The 17,648-nt window shown below is 71.8% G+C and carries 18 protein-coding genes; 8 read left to right on the top strand and 10 right to left on the bottom strand.

Annotated elements, in window-relative coordinates; genetic code table 11:
* Positions 1-37: 37 nt before the first annotated feature.
* The 7 genes from JOD63_RS16105 to JOD63_RS16075 all read right to left on the bottom strand — a co-directional run bounded on the left by JOD63_RS16105 (position 38) and on the right by JOD63_RS16075 (position 5,833).
* Positions 38-424 (bottom strand): DUF4870 domain-containing protein, encoded by a 387-nt coding sequence (locus tag JOD63_RS16105; protein ID WP_045275609.1) that lies wholly within the window; start codon positions 422-424, stop codon positions 38-40.
* 75 nt (positions 425-499) lie between these two features.
* On the bottom strand, positions 500-1,834 hold the full coding sequence (locus JOD63_RS16100) for an alpha-hydroxy-acid oxidizing protein (protein ID WP_045275608.1): 1,335 nt from the start codon (positions 1,832-1,834) through the stop codon (positions 500-502).
* Between the two features lie 72 nt (positions 1,835-1,906).
* The gene (locus JOD63_RS16095) at positions 1,907-2,794 is read right to left on the bottom strand and encodes a hypothetical protein (protein WP_045275607.1); all 888 of its coding nucleotides are present in this window, start codon (positions 2,792-2,794) and stop codon (positions 1,907-1,909) included.
* Positions 2,791-3,927, bottom strand: coding sequence for an o-succinylbenzoate synthase (menC, locus tag JOD63_RS16090; protein ID WP_045275606.1), 1,137 nt, complete (start codon positions 3,925-3,927; stop codon positions 2,791-2,793). Before menC ends, JOD63_RS16095 begins: the two co-directional genes overlap by 4 nt.
* 56 nt (positions 3,928-3,983) lie before the next feature.
* Entirely contained in the window at positions 3,984-4,244 is a 261-nt protein-coding gene (locus JOD63_RS16085) for a hypothetical protein (protein ID WP_045275605.1), read from the bottom strand.
* A 69-nt stretch (positions 4,245-4,313) separates the two neighbouring features.
* On the bottom strand, positions 4,314-5,024 hold the full coding sequence (locus JOD63_RS16080; RefSeq protein WP_045275604.1) for a hypothetical protein: 711 nt from the start codon (positions 5,022-5,024) through the stop codon (positions 4,314-4,316).
* A 26-nt stretch (positions 5,025-5,050) separates the two neighbouring features.
* Positions 5,051-5,833: an alpha/beta fold hydrolase gene (locus JOD63_RS16075; protein ID WP_045275603.1), complete on the bottom strand. Its 783-nt coding sequence runs from the start codon at positions 5,831-5,833 to the stop codon at positions 5,051-5,053.
* A gap of 51 nt (positions 5,834-5,884) precedes the next feature.
* Here JOD63_RS16075 and JOD63_RS16070 point away from each other — a divergent pair, with 51 nt between their 5' ends.
* Genes JOD63_RS16070 through JOD63_RS16060 form a run of 3 tightly spaced genes read left to right on the top strand, consistent with a single transcriptional unit; the run spans position 5,885 to position 10,342 of the window.
* Positions 5,885-7,243, top strand: coding sequence for a condensation domain-containing protein (locus JOD63_RS16070; RefSeq protein ID WP_211088140.1), 1,359 nt, complete (start codon positions 5,885-5,887; stop codon positions 7,241-7,243).
* A gap of 51 nt (positions 7,244-7,294) precedes the next feature.
* On the top strand, positions 7,295-8,695 hold the full coding sequence (locus tag JOD63_RS16065; protein WP_045275506.1) for an MFS transporter: 1,401 nt from the start codon (positions 7,295-7,297) through the stop codon (positions 8,693-8,695).
* Between the two features lie 57 nt (positions 8,696-8,752).
* Entirely contained in the window at positions 8,753-10,342 is a 1,590-nt protein-coding gene (locus JOD63_RS16060; protein WP_084613491.1) for a peptide MFS transporter, read from the top strand.
* A gap of 8 nt (positions 10,343-10,350) precedes the next feature.
* On the opposite strand, the gene JOD63_RS16055 is transcribed toward JOD63_RS16060, so the two are convergent.
* Both JOD63_RS16055 and JOD63_RS16050 read right to left on the bottom strand, forming a co-directional pair.
* On the bottom strand, positions 10,351-11,268 hold the full coding sequence (locus JOD63_RS16055; RefSeq protein WP_045275507.1) for an oxidoreductase: 918 nt from the start codon (positions 11,266-11,268) through the stop codon (positions 10,351-10,353).
* Positions 11,269-11,478: 210 nt separating this feature from the next.
* Positions 11,479-12,654: a thiolase family protein gene (locus tag JOD63_RS16050; protein ID WP_045275575.1), complete on the bottom strand. Its 1,176-nt coding sequence runs from the start codon at positions 12,652-12,654 to the stop codon at positions 11,479-11,481.
* A 104-nt stretch (positions 12,655-12,758) separates the two neighbouring features.
* Here JOD63_RS16050 and JOD63_RS16045 point away from each other — a divergent pair, with 104 nt between their 5' ends.
* Genes JOD63_RS16045 through purU form a run of 5 tightly spaced genes read left to right on the top strand, consistent with a single transcriptional unit; the run spans position 12,759 to position 16,721 of the window.
* The gene (locus JOD63_RS16045) at positions 12,759-13,439 is read left to right on the top strand and encodes a M15 family metallopeptidase (RefSeq protein ID WP_084613492.1); all 681 of its coding nucleotides are present in this window, start codon (positions 12,759-12,761) and stop codon (positions 13,437-13,439) included.
* Between the two features lie 34 nt (positions 13,440-13,473).
* A complete protein-coding gene (locus tag JOD63_RS16040; protein ID WP_052682499.1) occupies positions 13,474-14,037 on the top strand; it encodes a VanZ family protein in 564 nt (187 codons plus the stop codon).
* The gene (locus tag JOD63_RS16035) at positions 14,025-14,720 is read left to right on the top strand and encodes a response regulator transcription factor (RefSeq protein WP_045275508.1); all 696 of its coding nucleotides are present in this window, start codon (positions 14,025-14,027) and stop codon (positions 14,718-14,720) included. The genes JOD63_RS16040 and JOD63_RS16035 overlap by 13 nt, the downstream gene beginning before the upstream one ends.
* A complete protein-coding gene (locus JOD63_RS16030) occupies positions 14,713-15,798 on the top strand; it encodes a sensor histidine kinase (protein ID WP_045275509.1) in 1,086 nt (361 codons plus the stop codon). Before JOD63_RS16035 ends, JOD63_RS16030 begins: the two co-directional genes overlap by 8 nt.
* A gap of 41 nt (positions 15,799-15,839) precedes the next feature.
* The gene (gene purU / locus JOD63_RS16025) at positions 15,840-16,721 is read left to right on the top strand and encodes a formyltetrahydrofolate deformylase (protein ID WP_045275510.1); all 882 of its coding nucleotides are present in this window, start codon (positions 15,840-15,842) and stop codon (positions 16,719-16,721) included.
* Here the strand turns inward: purU and JOD63_RS16020 are convergent.
* The gene (locus JOD63_RS16020) at positions 16,718-17,635 is read right to left on the bottom strand and encodes a serine hydrolase (protein WP_045275511.1); all 918 of its coding nucleotides are present in this window, start codon (positions 17,633-17,635) and stop codon (positions 16,718-16,720) included. The two genes, purU and JOD63_RS16020, sit on opposite strands and share 4 nt — an antisense overlap.
* Positions 17,636-17,648 lie beyond the last annotated feature (13 nt).

The raw sequence follows: 17,648 nt of genomic DNA, 5'->3' as shown, positions 1-17,648 counted from the left end.
CCTCGCAGGCGCCGTCAGCGTATCGGCATCATTCCGATCAGCGCACGAAGGCGATCGCCATCGGGTACGTGTACCACTGACCCTGGTTCGCCTTCACGGCGGCGACGATGCAGAACACGATGTTCAGCACGTAGGCCGCGATGAGGATGAAGATGCCGATGACGATGACGCTGAGGATGCTGCCCACGATGTAGGCGATGATCAGCGTGAGCTGGAAGTTCAGCGCCGTCGCGGAGTGTGCACGGACGAACGGCCCGCGGTCCTTCAGGACGAGGTAGCCGATCAGCGCGGGGAAGAAGCTGAAGAACACACCGCCGACGTTGATCAGGGTGGCCCACAGCTTCTCGTCGGCGGGGCTCATCGGCTGCACCGGGGCTGCGCCGTAGTGCTGCGGAGGGATCGGGGGCGGAGGAGGCGTGGTCACAGGCTCAGCCTAGGGCGAAGCATCCGCTCGGCACGCGGGGGCTGTCCCCCGGAATCACCGCCAGGCGTGCCGCCGTCACACGGCGCGCAGCGCGTCTGCGCCGACGTCGCCGATCGTCGTGTGTCCGGAGAGCCCCAGGGTGATGTCGAGCTCGGCGAGCACGTTGCGCACCACCTCGCGCACGCCGGCCTCGCCCGCGATCCCCAGTCCGTACGCGTACGGGCGTCCGAGGGCGACGACGGTGGCGCCGAGCGCCAGCGCGATGAACGCGTCGGATCCCTGCCGCACACCCGAGTCGAACACGATCGGCACGCGACCGGCCACCCGCTCCGCGATCGCGGGGAGCACGTCGAGCGTGGGCACCGACTGGTCGATCTGGCGGCCGCCGTGGTTCGAGATCCAGATTCCGTCGACGCCGGCATCGAGGGCCCGCGCCGCGTCGTCGGGATGCACGACGCCCTTCAGCAGGATCGGCAGGCGTGTCCACTCCCGTGCCTTCGCGAGGTCGTCCCAGGTGAGCGCCGGGGTCGAGAACACGTCGAGGAACGTCTCGACCGCCGCGCGGGGCAGCGGCGAGCGCAGGTTCTGCCGGAGGCTGCGGGATCCGGTCAGGGGCGCGCCTCCGCGCGCGATCGACATGCCCGCCAGCACCGCCTTGGGCGTGATGCGCACCGGCGGCGGCGCGTCGGCGTGTGAGCGCACACCGCTCGTCCGCTCGCGCACGAGCCGCCGGAACACCGGGTCGCTCGTGTACTGGGCGATCCCCATCCCGCGCGTGAACGGCACGTACGCCAGGTCGAGATCGCGCGTGCGCCAGCCGAGCAGGTGCGTGTCGAGCGTGATCACGATCGCCTCGCATCCGGATGCCTCGGCCCGGCGCAGCAGCGAGGCGTTCAGCTCGTGCGACGCCGACCAGTACAGCTGGAACAGCCGTGCGCCGGCGGGCGCGGCATCCCGCACCTGCTCCATCGGGAACGACGCCTGATTGGAGAGCGTGTACGGGATGCCGAGGGCGGCGGCGGCGCGTGCGACGGCCAGATCGGCGTCGGCATGGGCCATCTCCATGACGCCGAGCGGGGCGAGCAGCAGCGGAGCGGGGCGGCGGACGCCGAGGAAGTCGACCGAGAGGTCGCGATCGGACACGTCGCGCAGCACCCGCGGCCACACCTGCAGGCGGCCGAAGGCCGCGCGATTGGCCGCCACGGTGCGCTCGGCACCCGCGCCCCCGGCGATGTAGGCGAACGCCTCGGCGCTGAGCGCCCCGCGGGCCGAACGCTCGAGAGCGTCGGCGTCGACGGGCACGAGCGGTCTCGTCCCGCTGATGCCGGCGCGGTAGACGTCGGACTGGGCACGGCGGCCGATGCCGCGCGCGGCGGCCGGGTCGTCGGGAGCGACGGTGCTCGGGGACATGCGCGTCAGCCTACGACTGCGGCGCCAAGGGATCCATCGCTCGGTCAGTCTCCCCAGCGCCCCTGTCGGCGGCTAACCGCCGAACTGGCACCAGTCGGCCACCCAGGCGAGGATCGCGCCGCGCATGTCTTCATCGGCCGCGAGCTCGATCTCGCCCGGCACCCCGTCGACGGCGATCGCGAGGTCGAAGATCGTGCCGCGCTTGTCCTCCTGCACGGCGTGCGGGTCGCAGCGCAGCGGCACCAGCGGAAGCTCGATCACCGTCGGGTCGGCATCCCCCTCGCCGACGGCGACGGCGAGGGGGTACTCGTCGACGGCGCCGCTCGCGCTCTGCCCGAAGGTCAGCAGATTGGTCGTCTGGATGCCCGTGATCTCGGCCGTGCCCTCGCCGGTCGGCGCGACGGTCAGCTCGAGGGCGGCGGGCGCGCCCGGGCCCGACGGCCGGAATGCGCTGAACGAGACGGATGCCGCTCCGGCGAGCGCCTGCGCGCGGCACTCCCGCTCGTGGAGCGGCCCGAGCACGTCGAGCGGATCGGGCAGCGGCGCCTCGACCGGAGCCGGAGCCGGTGCCACGTCGCGATCGGGGTAGCCCAGCACGAGCTGGACGGTCGTCACGTCCTCGGCCAGATCGTCCGACCCGCAGGCCATCGGCGGCAGCTGCACGCGCACGTCGACGGTCGACCCGGCCGGCACGGTGCTGGTCCGCCCGGCGATGACGCGAGTCGCCGCGCCATCGAACCGCGGATCGACGACGGTGACGTCGCCTACCTCGAGGGTCTCGTCGCTCGCGTTGATGATGCGCACCTGGGCCTGGCGTGCCGCGACGTCGGAGCGCAGCTGTGCGAACTCCACGTCGACGCCGGCGGGAGGCGGCCCGGGCGCGGCGTCCGGAGCCGCGCAGCCGGCGACCCCCGCGAGGACCGCGAGCCCCAGCGCGACCGCGACGGCGCGCCGCTTCACGGCCGGTGCACCACCTCGCGTGCGACGGTGACGGCGTCGAGGGCATCGTGATCGATCTCGACGCCGATGCCGTCGCCCGTCGGGACCCGTACGTGACCGTCCTCGATCACGGCGGGCTCGGTGACGATGTCGTGGGTGTAGAAGCGAGCCGACGCCGAGATGTCGCCCGGCAGGGTGAAACCCGGGAGTGCGGCGAGCGCCGCGTTGGCCGCGCGGCCGATGCCCGTCTCGAGCATGCCGCCGCACCACACCGGCACGCCTGTGCCGACGCAGAGGTCGTGGATCGCGAGCGCCTCGAGGTAGCCGCCGACCCGACCCGCCTTGATGTTGATGATCGCGGCCGAGCCCAGGGCGAGAGCATCCGTCGCCGCCTTCGCCGAGACGATCGACTCGTCGAGGCACACCGGGGTGCGCAGCCGCTTCGCGAGCACGGCGTGGTCGACGATGTCGTCCTCCTGCAGCGGCTGCTCGATGAGGAGGAGGTCGAAGCGGTCGAGCGCGGCGAGGGTGTCGACGTCGGCGAGCGTGTAGGCGGAGTTCGCGTCGACCTGAAGCGGGATGCCGCCGAACGCCTCGCGCACCGCGGCAGTGTCGTCGATGTCGCGTCCGGGTTTGATCTTGATCTTGATGCGCACGTAGCCGTCGTCGAGGTAGCCTGCGACCGCGTCGACGAGCGCCTCGGGGTCGCGCTGGATCCCCACCGACACCCCGCTCGGCACCCGGTCGCGCACGGCGCCGAGGTACTCCGCGAGCGACCGGCCCTCGGCCCGCAGCGCGGCATCGAGGACCGCGAGCTCGAGCCCGGCCTTCACCATGCGGTGCCCCTTGTACGGCTCCAGCACGGCGGACACCTGCTCGGGCGCGATGCGTCCTCGCTCGAGGAGCGCCGGCGCGAGGAAGCGCAGCGCGACATCCCACGCCCCCTGCGTGTATTCGCTCGAGTACAGCGGCGCCTCGCCGGTGACGATCTCGCCCCAGCCGTCGCCGTCGGCGGTGAGCGCGCGCGCGACGATCACCTCGCGCACCGCCTCGGTGCCGAACGAGGTCGTGAACGGCGAGACGAGCGGCAGCTGCAGCACCCGCAGCTCGAATCCCTCGAGCGAGACGGCGGCAGCGGGCCTGGCGATGGGCATGCCCACAGGCTAGACCCGCGGCTGCGTCGACCGGGCGCCCGGCTCCACCGGAGCTGTCAGATCGCCTCGAGGATCTGCTCGGGTGCCACGAACGTCGTCCGCACCCGGCGGGGGCGGAGGTGCCGCGGGATCCCGGCGAGCGAAGGCTTGCGTGTGGTGCGCGACGTGCGCGGCGTGATGCGCGTGTTCATGGCGGCCCCTTCCGTCCTGATGCGATGTCCGTCACCCATGTGACGCGAACGGGGCGCGTCTATGACGCGATTCACGGAGAACAGCCGTGCGATCGCCTCCAGCAGGTTCTCGACGTGCTCGTGCATGATGCGCCCTTCCTCTTCCTCCACGAAGAGAACGGGGGCCCCGCGGTGATACGTCGGGCCGGACTCGGATCAGGCGCGCACGAGCAGATACCCGCGTTCGTCGTCGAATCCGCCGATGCGCAGGCCCGCGGCCTGGTGCGCGAGGATCTCGTCACGCACACGCCGACGCCACTGCGCGGCCTCGGCCGGGGCATCGCGGCGCAGCGCCTCGATGTCGTGGGGCACCGCGACCGTGGCGACCACCAGGGCGTCGGCGGGAGTGGCGACGGGCGGTGCGGCGAGCGCCCACGTCACCATGATGCGGTCGGTCTCGTCGCCGCGGTTGACGCCGTCGTCCATGGGCCCGTAGTGGTCGACGAGGTACTCGGTCACCCGCGTGCCGAGAACGCGCAGGTTGAAGTGGGCGTTGCGGGCCACGAGCGGATCGAACGTCCAGGTGATCTGGCCGACGTCGCGGGCGAGGGCCCACTCGCGCTGATGCTGCTTGAGCACGCGGCCGAGACCGCGGCTCTGCAGGCCCGGCAGCACGCCGGTGATGTGGCTGTGCATCGAGCGCGCGGCGGGAACGGCGAAGAACGCGACGGATGCTCCCACCATGCGCTCGCCCGCGTACAGCCCGACCGCGTAGTTGCCCGAGTGCGCCAGGGCACGCAGCAGATTGGGCGGCATCCCGCCGCGGTCGCCGCCCCACACCTCGGCCAGCACGTCGGAGGCGCGGTGCACCTCCTCGACCGTGTCGAGGGGACGGATCAGGATCGCGGGGTCGGACTCGTCTCGCACAGCCCCACGTTACGCCCGCGCCGATCTCAGCGGTCGCCGGTCGTGGCGACGTGCTCGGCGAACAGCCCCGGCCACGCCATGATCCCGTACGGGGTGCGGGCGAGCACGAGACGGGCGTCGGGAAGCAGCTTCTTCAGCCGCTTCGCCGTGGTGACCGGATGCGCCGGATCGGCCGTCCACGCCAGAATGAGGCTCGGCGTCGTGATGCGCGAGACCGTCTTCTCGCTCGGGAAGTCCGTGCTCGCGGCACCCCGCAGCACCGTCGGGAGCAGCCCCTCCGCCACGCTCGGAGCGGTCGTGGGCGCGTCGGCGAGCGCGGGCGGCACGGCAGCCGTGGCGCTCGCGAGGAACGCGGCGAGGCCTTCGCGCTCGATGCGCGCGGCATTCACCCGGTACACGCGCTGCTGCAGCGGCCTGGTCGTCCAGGCGGTCGGCGGCACCGCGAGCGTGAGGCTCGCGAACCGCTCGGGGTGACGCTTGGCGGCGTGCAGCAGCGTGCCGGTGCCCATCGACGGCCCCACGGCGTGCACCGCCTCCCCGGGGGCGACGTGGTCGAGCAGCGCGAGCAGGTCGCGAGCGAGATTGGTCCACCGGTACGAGCGGGGGTCGTCGTCCCCGGTCGACTCGCCGTGCCCGCGCGCGTCGTAGCGCAGCACGCGGTGACCGCGCAGCGCGCGTCCGAGGTCGAGCCCGAGCTGCGCGTCCTGCGCGCGAGACGAGGTGAGACCGTGCAGCTGCACCACGAGGGGCCCGGACGAACCCGAGATGTCGTAGTCGAGGGCGACATCACCGACGGCGAGTCTGGGCACGTGACCTCCCCCACACAGAGACGACATTGCGGACCCCTAGACTACGGCGCCATGCGACTGACGACCGTGACCCAGATGACGCTCCCGCGCGGGCGCATCCACAGTCTCGTCCTCGCCGCGCATACGACGGACGGACCGGCGCTGCCGATCTCGTTCGACCAGCGGCGCCACGTCGAGGCCGGCGACCGCCGCGGTTCGTGGATGGCGATCGCGTTCCGCCTCCCGGAGCAGGTCGCCCGCAGCGAGGTGTCGCAGGCCTGGGCGGCCGTCGTCGAGCGGCACGGTGCGCTGCAGACGGTGTTCGACCGCGACGACGACGGCCGGCTGCGCCTGCGCGCCGCCGACATCGAGGCTCACGGGTGGGAGGAGCACGACGTCGCCGACGACGTCGACCCGCGTGCTGTGCTCGCCGGCATCCTCGACGCCGCGTGCACGCCGTTCGCGCAGCCGTCGCACCGCGTCTGCCTCGTGAAGCCGGGGCCCGTGTCGACCGATGCCGACCCCCGGCCGATGCTCGTGATCGCGTCCGACCACGCGAACGTCGACATGTGGTCGCTGCTCGTGCTCGTGCGCGACCTCGCCGAGTGCATCGACGATCTGCACGACGGGCGCCCGGCGGGTTCGCGCCTGCCCCGCTCCGTGCCGGCTTTCTCGGAGCACACCGCGATGCTCGACGCCCGCCCGCCCGCGCCCGCCGACGTCGCGGCGCGGTGGGGTCGGGTGCTCGACGCGGGGCAGGGGGCGATGCCCGTCTTCCCGCTGCCGCTCGGCGACGTCGACCGGGCGCGACCTGCGGTGGTCGCCGTGGACGACGTGCTCGACGCCGACGGCTGGCATCGGCTGTCGTCGAACGCGGAGCGCCTCGGCGTGCGGCCGACCGCGCTCGCACTCTCAGCGCTGTCAGCCGCGACGCTCGATCTCGCCGGCGTGCCGCTGCGCGCGGTCTTCCCCGTGCACAGCCGGTACGACCCGCGCTGGAACGACGCGGTGGGGTGGTTCATCACCAACTCGGTGATCGAACTGCCCGATCCCGACCCGCGCGCGTGCTCCGACGCGGTCCGCGACGCGATCAGCCTCGGGTCGCATCCGCTCGGCCCGCTGCTCGCGCCCCACGGCGGCATGGTGGAGCCGCCGGGGATGTTCGCGCTGTCATGGCTCGACACGCGGCGCATGCCGCTCGGCGTGGACGGCGGGTTCGACGTGCAGTACGTCTCGGCCACCGTCGAGACCGACGGCGTGATGGTGTGGTTCGTCATCAACGACGACGGCCTGCACGTGCGGTGGCGCCACCCCGACACCCCCGAGGCCCACCGCAGCCTTCCGGCGTGGATCGAGGCGGTGACGCGTCGTCTGCAGCAGTCCGCGCACGAGGTCGCCGAGCACGGAGCCGGTGCCCTCGCCGCCGGATAGCCTGGACCGATGGCACCACGGGATGAGGACGCGCGCAGGAACCTCACCCGGATGCCCCCGCAGGGGGCGATCGTCGCGGTGCTCGCGATCGCCGGGCTCGCTTCATCGTTCATGTTCACGCTCGTCGTGCCGATCCAGTCGAAGCTGCCCGAACTCCTCGATGCGAGCCGCGAAGACACCGCCTGGGTGGTGACCTCCACGCTCCTCGCGGCCGCGGTCATCACCCCGATCGCGGGCCGCCTCGGCGACATGTACGGCAAGCGCCGCATCGTGATGTGGCTGCTCGCGCTCCTCGTGCTCGGCTCGGTGATCGCCGCCCTCTCCACCGGGATCGTCGGCATCATCATCGGTCGCGCCCTGCAGGGCGCCGTCACCGGCGTCATCCCGCTGGGCATCTCGATCCTCCGCGACGTGCTGCACGAGAACCGCGTCGACTCGGCCATCGCCCTCATCAGCGCGACACTCGGCGTCGGCGGCGCGATCGGGCTTCCGATCAGCGCCCTCATCACCGAGCGCAGCGACTGGCATCTGCTCTTCTGGGTCGCCGCGGGCCTCGGCGCCGTGGTCTTCGCGCTGGTGTGGTGGATCGTGCCGGTGAGCGTGCTGCGCACCGCCGGGCGATTCGACTACGTCGGCGCCGCCGGCCTCGCGGTCGGCCTCATCGGCGTCCTGCTGGCGGTGTCGCGCGGCAACGAATGGGGCTGGGGATCGCCGGCGGTGCTCGTGAGCGGCATCGGCGGCATCGCGGTGCTGCTGCTGTGGGGCTGGTACGAGCTGCGCATCGACGAGCCGCTGCTCGATCTGCGCGTCGCCGCGCGGCCCGCGGTGCTCCTCACCAACATCGCCTCGATCGCGATGGGCTTCTCGCTGTTCGCGTCGAACGTCGTCTACCCGCAGATCCTCGAGCTGCCGATCGCCGTCGGCGGCTTCGGGCTGTCACTGCTGGCCGCGAGTCTCGTGGTCATGCCGGCCGGCCTCGTGATGATGGTCATCTCGCCGTTCTCCGGGCAGCTGGCCCGCACCGTCGGCCCGAAGCTGCTGCTCGTCGTCGGCGCGCTCGCCCTCCTCGCGACCTACTCGTTCACCCTCGTCTTCCAGTCCGAGGTGTGGCACCTGGTGGTCGCGAACATCGGCATCGGCGTGGGCATCGGCTTCGGCTATGCGGCCATGCCGATGCTCATCATGCGCTCGGTCCCCCAGTCCGAGACCGGCGCCTCCAACGGCCTCAACGCGCTGTTCCGCTCGCTCGGCACGAGCACCGCGGCGGCGGTCATCGGCGCCGTGCTCGCCTCCTACGCGATCGACGTCGACGGGGTCCCCGTGCCGAGCGGCTTCTCCTTCCAGCTGTCGTTCGTGCTGGGCGGCGCAGCCGCACTCGTGGCGTTCGCGGTGGCCGTGTTCATCCCCCGCCACAGCGATCCCCACGAGCGGCATCCCTCGCTTCCCGAGTGATCAGCCGTGGCGGGCACCCCCTGTCGCCCGGCGGCGCCCGCCCGCTAGCCTGACGCCATGGACGCGCAGGACGGCCGTGAGCCCGAGCAGATCCCGGTCGGGCCGCCCGACGGCGCGGCAGCCGCGGCGGCGACCGCGGGCGACGGTGCGATCGCGGCCGACAGCAGCGGGACGGATGCCGCCGCGGTGACGGCGACCGGCGGCCAGGGCGTCACCGACACCCGGTTCTTCGGCCAGCCGCGGGCGCTCGCCACGGTCTTCGGCGTCGAGATGTGGGAGCGGTTCAGCTTCTACGGCATGCAGGGCATCCTCCTCCTGTACATGTACTTCTCGGTCTCCGACGGCGGCCTCGGCATCGATCGCGAGATCGCGACGGGCATCGTGGGCGCCTACGGTGGCTCGGTTTACCTCGCCACGATCCTCGGTGCGTGGCTCGCCGACCGCATCCTCGGGTCGGAGCGGGTGCTCTTCTACAGCGCGATCGTCATCATGGCGGGGCACATCGCCCTCGCCGTGTTGCCGAACGTGTGGGGCCTCGGAGTCGGGCTCGTGCTCGTGGCCCTCGGCTCGGGCGGGCTGAAGGCCAACGCGACGGCCGTCGTCGGCACGCTGTATGCCGCGAAGGATCCGCGGCGCGACGCCGGGTTCTCGCTCTTCTACCTCGGCATCAACCTCGGCGCCTTCCTCGGCCCCCTCATCACGGGATGGCTGCAGGACAACGTCGGCTTCCACTGGGGCTTCGGCGCGGCCGCGCTCGGCATGGCGATCGGTCTCACGCAGTACTCGTTCGGGCGCAAGAACCTGCCTCCCGCGTCGCGCGTCGTCGCCAATCCCCTGCCGCGCAACCGCTACGCCGCCGCCGCGGGCATCGGGCTCGCCGGCATCGCCGTCGTCGTGCTCGGAGTGGTGACGGGGGTCATCCAGCCCGCCAACCTCGCCGGCATCGTGATCGTCGTCACGCTGGCCGCGGCGATCGCGTACTTCATCGTCATCATCGGCTCGCAGCACATCACCGCGGTCGACCGGTCACGGGTGTTCGGGTTCATCCCGCTCTTCATCGTCAACGTCGGCTTCTGGTCGCTGTACCAGCAGCAGTTCACGGTGCTCACGGTCTACTCCGACGAGCGGCTCGACCGCACGATCTTCGGCTGGACGATGCCGATCTCGTGGGTCAACTCGATCAATCCGGTGTTCGTCATCATCCTGTCCGGCGTCTTCGCCGCGATCTGGACGAAGCTCGGCGACCGGGCGCCGTCCGCCCCGACGAAGTTCGGACTCGGCGCGATCATCATGGGCATCGCGTTCCTGCTGTTCCTCCCCTTCTCGGGCGGGGGAGAGAACTCGACGCCGCTCATCGCGATCGTCGGCATCCTGCTCGTGTTCACGATCGCCGAGCTCTTCATCTCGCCGCCCGGGCTGTCGGTGACCACCAAGCTCGCCCCCGAGCGGTTCCACACCCAGATGGTGTCGCTGTACTTCCTGTCGGTCGCCCTCGGCACCGCGATCGCCGGCTGGCTCGCCCAGTTCTACAACCCCGACGACGAGGTGCCGTACTTCACCATCCTCGGCCTCATCGCGATCGCGCTCGGCATCGCGCTGATCCTCTCGGTGAAGCCCGTGCTCGCCCTCATGAAGGGCGTCCGCTAGCACCGGGCTCACACCTCGATGGGCACGCCCGTCTCACGCTCGGAGAACTCCCACAGCTTCTCGATCGCGCGACGTCGCCCCGGGCGGAGAACGGGCAGGCGCACCGGCCGTCCGGTGTTCATCCAGCGGGGTCCGTAGAACTCGCCGCCCTTCGCCGCCGGGTCGGTCGCGGCGCGCACCTGAGGCATCGCGCCGTCGGCGGTGGTCATTCCGACGCGCGCCGTCAGGTCGGCGAAGAATGCAGCCATGCGCCCGCCGCCGCCCTCGCGCACAGTGCGCACCTGCAGATCGCTGTGCGTGAGTCCGGGGTGGGCGATGAGGCTCTGCGCGTGAACCCCGGCGCGCGCGAAGCGCTCCTGCAGCCCCAGCCCGAAGTGGTAGTTCGCGAGCTTCGCGTTGCCGTAGACCGGCCACGCGCTGTAATGGCCGCGTCGGTAGGGGTTCTCGAGATCGATGGACCGGCCGAAGTGATGGGCGGTCGAGCTGACCGTCACCACGCGCGCCGCGGGTGCCGCCAGCAGCGCCGGCAACAGCGATGCCGTGAGGGTCCAGTGCCCGAGGTGGTCGACGCCCATCTGCATCTCGAAGCCGTCTTCGGTGACCCGCTCGGGCATCGCCATCACTCCGGCGTTGTTCACGAGGATGTCGACCGAAGGATGCGCGTCGGCGATGCGCCGGGATGCGCCGACGACGGATGCCTGGGAGCCGAGGTCGAGCTCGACGATCTCGAACGACGCGTGCGGGGTCTCGGCACGGATCTCGTCCGCCGCGATCGCCGCCTTGTCGAGGTCGCGCACGGCCATCACCACGTGCGCGCCCTTCGCCGCGAAGGCCTGGGCGGTCGCGAGGCCGAGCCCTCCGTTCGCACCGGTGATGACGGCGACGCGTCCGCCGAGGTCGGGGATCGAGTCGCGCGTGAAGGCCATGCGCCCAGGCTACGGCCCGCACACGGCGACCCGGCCGGTGAGCGGGCAACCCGGTCGTCGCGCGAGCGATCCTGCCGGTGAGCGGGCAACCCGGTCGTCGCGCGAGCCGCTCCGAGCCGTTTCGTCTCGTCGCTCCGCTCCTCGCTCAACGACCGAAAGGCGACCCGGCCGTTGAGCGAGCGGAGCGAGACGAAACGCCCCGAAGCCGGATCAGCGCTCGAGCACGACCGCAAGCCCCTGCCCCACGCCGATGCAGATCGCCGCGACCGCGACGCCCCCGCCGCGCCGCGCGAGTTCGTGCGCCGCATGGCCGATGATCCGACCGCCCGACGCGCCGAGCGGATGCCCGATCGCCAGCGCGCCACCGTGGATGTTGACCTTCTCGGGGTCGAGGTCGGGCCAGCCGGCGATGCACGCGAGCGACTGCGAGGCGAACGCCTCGTTCAGCTCGACCACATCGACGTCGGCCCACGTGCGCCCCGCGCGGGCGAGCGCCGTGTTCGCCGCCTCGATCGGGGCGATCGGGAACAGGTCGGGGTCGACGCCGTGAGCGCCGCGTCCCGTGATCCGGGCGAGCGGCTCGAGGTCGAGCGCACCTTCGGCGCCCAGGAGCACCGCGGAGGCCCCGTCGTTGATCGGCGAGGAGTTTCCGGCGGTCACACTGCCGGTGCCGTCGTCGGCGAACAGCGCCCGGAGCCCCCCGAGCGCCTCAAGCGACGTGTCGTCGCGGATCCCCTCGTCGCGCGCGAGTTCCACACCCGGCACTCCGACGGTCTCGGCGTCGTAGACGCCCGCCGCCCACGCGGCCGCCGCCAGCCGGTGCGAGCGCACGGCGAAGGCATCCTGCTCCTCGCGTGCGATTCCCCACTCGCGTGCGATCTTCTCGGCGGCCTGCCCGTTGGAGATCGTCCACGGCGTCGGCAGCACGGGGTTGGTCATCCGCCAGCCGATGGCGGTGTTCCACATCGTCGTGTTCCCCACGGCCGGGTACGGGCGCGGCGCCTTCTCGACGACATAGGGCGCGCGGCTCATCGACTCGACGCCGCCCGCGAGCACGATCGACGCGTCGCCGCACTCGATCGCACGCGCCCCCTGGATGACCGCCTCGAGGCTCGACGCGCACAGCCGGTTGACCGTGACCCCGGTCAGGGATGTCGGGAAGCCCGCCAGCAGCGCCCCCAGCCGCGCGACGTTGCGGTTGTCTTCACCCGCCTGGTTGGCATCGCCGAAGATCACGTCATCGATGCGCACGGGGTCGAGGCCGGTGCGCTCGACGGTCGCCGCCATCACGCGCGCGGCGAGGTCGTCGGGGCGGATGCCGGCGAGCGCGCCTCCTGCTCGCCCGAAGGGCGTGCGCACGGCGTCGTACACGAAGGTGGCGGGCATGGCCGATCCTCTCTGATCGATCTCCATTGTGACCGCCCGGCATATCGTCGGCATACGCGTCTGCGCATACGGGGGTGCAACACGCCCGCGCGTTGACTGGACGCATGAGCAGTTCCGCACCACCCCTCAGCCGCCGGCGCGCCGTCGTGTCGACCGTCCTCGGCTTCGTGATCCTCGCCTGTGTGACCGCCGGTCTCCTCGTCGCGCAGGCCGCGGCATCCCGCCCCGCATCCTCCGCCACGATCGACGCCGGCGCCGCGCCCGGCGACTCGGCCGCCGCTGCGCCGGCGAACGCCCCGGCAGCGCCACCGAGCGGCGCCGGTGACGGGCTCACCCACGCCGACGGCGTGCTCCCCGACGGGGCCGACGTCGGCGACCGGAGTCTCGCCGGCATCGCCAACCTCGACCCGGCGCTCCTCAGCGCCCTCGAGGCGGCCGGTTCCGCTGCCGCAGGAGACGGCATCCGCATCCTCGTCACGAGCGGCTGGCGCTCCCCCGCGCTGCAGAAGCAGCTGCTGCGCGACGCGGTCGCGCAGTACGGGTCCGAGGCGGAGGCCGCACGGTGGGTCGCGAGCGCCGAGACCTCGCTGCACGTCGCCGGAGATGCGGTCGACATCGGCTCGTACGACGCGATGGACTGGTTGGCCGAGCACGGAGCCGCCTACGGCCTGTGCCGCGTCTACGACAACGAGCCATGGCACTTCGAACTGGTCGCGAGCGCGCCCGACGACGGCTGCCCCGGGCTGTACGCGGATCCGACCCGCGACCCGAGGCTGCAGCGTTGAGCCGCCGGCCGATCGCACCGGCGCCCGGCGGATCGTGCTGGTCGCCCTCTTCGCCTTGTACCTCGCACTCCTCGCCTGGCTGGTGCTGTGGAAGCTGCACGATCCCTACGTCGGCGACAGCGACCTGCGTCGCATCAAGCTGCTGCCGTTCGCTGCGACCGACACCGCAGGAGCGAGTGCCGCGTGGGAGGTCATCGGCAACGTGCTGGTCTTCGTCCCCTTCGGTCTCGTGCTGCGGATGCTCGCGCCGGCGCTGCCGATGTGGCGGGTGGGAGCCGCCGCGGCGGCGACGAGCATCGGATTCGAACTCGCGCAGTTCGTGCTGGCGGTCGGCGTGAGCGATGTCACCGACGTCATCACCAACATCGCCGGAGCGATCGTCGGCGCGGGCCTCGCCCGGCTGACCGCGCGTTCGCACCCGGGTCGCGTCCGCGCGGTGACCGCGGTGGTCGTCGCGATCGTCGCGGCACTCGTGCTCCTCGTGCTCATCGCCGACGCGACCGGGCGCGGCATCCCGTTCTCTCCCCGCCTCGCTCCGGGCGCCGCCGCCTCGGCAGAAGCCGCGACCACGCCTAGCATCGACTCATGCGCGTGCTGATCGTCGAGGACGAGCCGCTCCTGGCGGAGGCGATCCGCGACGGCCTCCGTCTCGAGGCGATCGCCTCCGATGTCGCGGGCGACGGTGACACCGCGCTCGAGCTGCTGGGCGTCAACAGCTACGACATCGCCGTGCTGGACCGCGACATCCCGGGCCCGTCGGGCGACGAGGTCGCCGCCCACATCGTGGCCTCGGGCAGCGGCATCCCGATCCTGATGCTCACCGCGGCTGACCGCATCGACGACAAGGCATCGGGGTTCGAGCTCGGCGCCGACGACTACCTCACCAAGCCCTTCGTCATGCAGGAGCTGGTGCTCCGGCTGCGCGCGCTCGACCGCCGGCGCGCGCACCATCGCCCGCCGGTCCTCGAGTTCGCGGGACTGCGGCTCGATCCGTTCCGCCGCGAGGTCTATCGCGATGGTCGATACGTCGCGCTCACGCGCAAGCAGTTCGCCGTGCTCGAGGTGCTCGTCGCCGCGGACGGCGGTGTGGTCAGCGCGGAGTCGCTGCTCGAGCGGGCGTGGGACGAGAACGCCGATCCGTTCACCAACGCGGTGCGCATCACCGTGTCGACCCTGCGCAAGCGGCTCGGCGAGCCTTGGCTGATCGCGACGGTCCCGGGGTCCGGCTACCGGATGGCGACCGGACAGGATGCCGCGAGCGGCGGTGCCGACGATGACTAGGGAACCGGGCATCAGCGTCCGCCTCCGCCTCACGATCAGCTATGCCGTGTTCCTCATGGCCGCGGGCGGGCTTCTCCTCGCGGTGGTGTGGGTCTTCCTGCTGCGATACGTGCCCGCAGGCCCGATCAACGTCGACGGACCGTTCGTGCCCAACCGGGGCGATCTGGTGCGGGCGTTCGCCCCCGCGGTCGCGTGGGCGCTCGCCTTCCTCCTCGTCGTCGGCGTGGCCGGGGGCTGGTTCCTCGCCGGACGCATGCTCGCACCGCTCACCCGGATCACCCACGCGGTGCGCCAGACCGCGAGCGGGTCGCTGTCGCATCGCATCCGACTCGAGGGGCCCGACGACGAGTTCCGCGAGCTGGCCGACAGCTTCGACATCATGCTCGGGCGGCTCGAGGCACAGGTCGCCGAGCAGCGGCGATTCGCGGCGAACGCGTCGCACGAGCTGCGCACACCGCTCGCGATCACGCAGGCGCTGCTCGACGTCGCCCGCTCCGACCCCGACCGCGACGTCGACGACCTCATCGAACGGCTGCGCTCGGTCAACACGCGCGCGATCGACCTCACCGAGGCGCTCCTCGTGCTGAGCCGCGCCGACCAGGGAGCCTTCGCGCGTGAGGAGGTCGACCTCTCCCTCGTCGCCGAACAGTCCGCCGAGACGCTGCTCCCGCTCGCCGAGCGCCTCGGCATCACGATCGAGGTCGCAGGCGAACCCGCATCCGCGATCGGCTCACCGGCACTCCTGCTGCAGATGGCGACGAACCTCATACACAACGCGATCGTGCACAACGCCGGTGACGGCGGGTTCGTGCGGGTCACGACCTCCGCTGTCGCAGGAGCAGCGATCATCCTGATCGAGAACAGCGGCGAGAAGATGAGCCCCGCGCTCGTCTCGTCGCTCACGGAGCCGTTCCAGCGCGGGACCGAGCGCATCCGCGGCGACGACGCGGGCGTCGGGCTGGGCCTCGCCATCGTGCAGAGCATCGTCCGCGCGCACGGCGGGATGCTCCTCCTCGAGGCGCGTGCCGAGGGCGGTCTGCGCGCGGAGGTGCGCCTGCCGCGAGGGAGCGGCGCGTAGCGCGGCGCGCACCTCCCCCGCCGACACGGCAGAATCGACACATGGCCGTGCCCGCATCCCCGCATCTTCTCTCCGACCACGCCTGCCTGATCGTCCACGGCAGCGACAAGCCGGGCATCGTCGCGGCAGTGTCGGCGATGATCACGCGCATCGGCGGGAACATCGTGGCGTTCGACCAGTACTCCGACGACCCGACCGGGGGCGCGTACTTCCAGCGCGTGGTGTTCCACCGTCCCTCGTTCGCGGCGGCGCGGCCCCAGATCGAGGCCGACATCGCCGAGGCCCTCGCGGGGTTCGACCTGGAGTGGTCGCTCACCGACCAGTCCGTGCCCAAGCGCATGGCGATCCTGGCCTCGAAGCAGGACCACTGCCTCCTCGACCTGCTGTGGCGGCACCGTCGGGGCGACCTGCCCGTCACGGTGCCGATGGTCATCTCGAACCACACCACCTCGGCCGAAGACGTGCGCTCGTTCGGCGTGCCGTTCTTCCACGTGCCGTCGGTGCCCGGCCCCGACAAGTCGGCGTCGGAGGCGAAGATCGTCGAACTGCTCAAGGGCAACGTCGACTTCGTGGTGCTGGCCCGCTACATGCAGATCCTCTCGCCCGACTTCCTCGAGCAGCTCGGGGTGCCGGTGATCAACATCCACCATTCCTTCCTCCCCGCCTTCATCGGCGCCGAGCCGTACAAGAAGGCGAAGGAGCGCGGCGTCAAGCTGATCGGCGCGACCTCGCACTACGTCACCGGCGACCTCGACGAGGGGCCGATCATCGACCAGGACACCATCCGCGTGACGCACGCCGACACCGTCACCGAGCTCGCCCGCCGCGGTGCCGACGTCGAGCGCCAGGTGCTCTCGCGGGCCGTGCTGTGGCACGCGCAGGACCGCGTGATCCGCCACGGCAACCACACGATCGTCTTCTAGAACACGTACTCCATGAGGTCGACGCCGAGGGTGCGGAACGCGTCGTGCGCCCGCAGCCGGTGGGCGATCGACAGGTCGTCGAAGCACACGATGAGCGCGTACGAGACCCCGGCGCGCGGGCCGGCCAGCACACCCGCCTCGACACGGATTCCGGCATCCCGGCCCGTCTTGTTGATGAAGAGCAGACCGTGGGCGTCGTTCTCGTGCGAGAACGGGTCGAGACCGGTCGCCGAGGCGACGAGCGAGAGGTCGTGGTTGAGCGCCAGCCACTCCGCGACCTGAGCGCTCACCCCGGGCGAGACCGCCTGCGAGTTCACCAGCGCGGCGAACACGTCGGCGAGCTCGCGCGACGAACCGAGCGCGAAGTGCGGGGCGTCGTCGGGGCCGCGCTCGTCGCGGAAGCGATCGAGGAGCGCGGAGCGCGCGAGGCCCAGCTGCTCGATGCGCGACCGCACCGCCGGCAGCCCCACCCGGGCGAGCAGCGCGTTGGCGGCGAGCGCGTCTCCGGTCGAGGCGGTGAGCACCGCGAGGTCCGACAGCGGCAGCGCGGGCGCCTTCAGGTGCTGCCACACCCCGGCGACGCCGACCGGCTCGACGAAGTGCCGATCGATGATCTCGAGCGGATCGAGTCGCCCGGCCTCGAACCCGGAGGCGACCTCGATGAGCAGCGGCACGACGCCGAGCCCGGCGACCGGCAGGGTCACGAAGTCGTCGCCCGAGAGCACGGCGGTGCCCCGGTCGAGGTCGGTGATGCGCACCGAGATCTTGGCGCCGGATGTGGCGAGGTCGTCGAGCGCTTTGAGCGTCGACGTGAATGAACGGCGTCCGGCTGCCGCCCTCCTCGGCAGTCGGCGGGCAGTGCTTCGTCGCGACCCCCGCAGCGACTCTGCTTCCCTTCGGGGCTCAGTGCCCACGGGCGGGTATCCT

Origin of the sequence: Microbacterium terrae, assembly GCF_017831975.1 — a bacterium.
GTDB classification, from domain to species: domain Bacteria; phylum Actinomycetota; class Actinomycetes; order Actinomycetales; family Microbacteriaceae; genus Microbacterium; species Microbacterium terrae.
The sequence above is the reverse complement of the archived record's forward strand: the minus strand, read 5'-3'. Positions and strand labels throughout refer to the sequence as shown.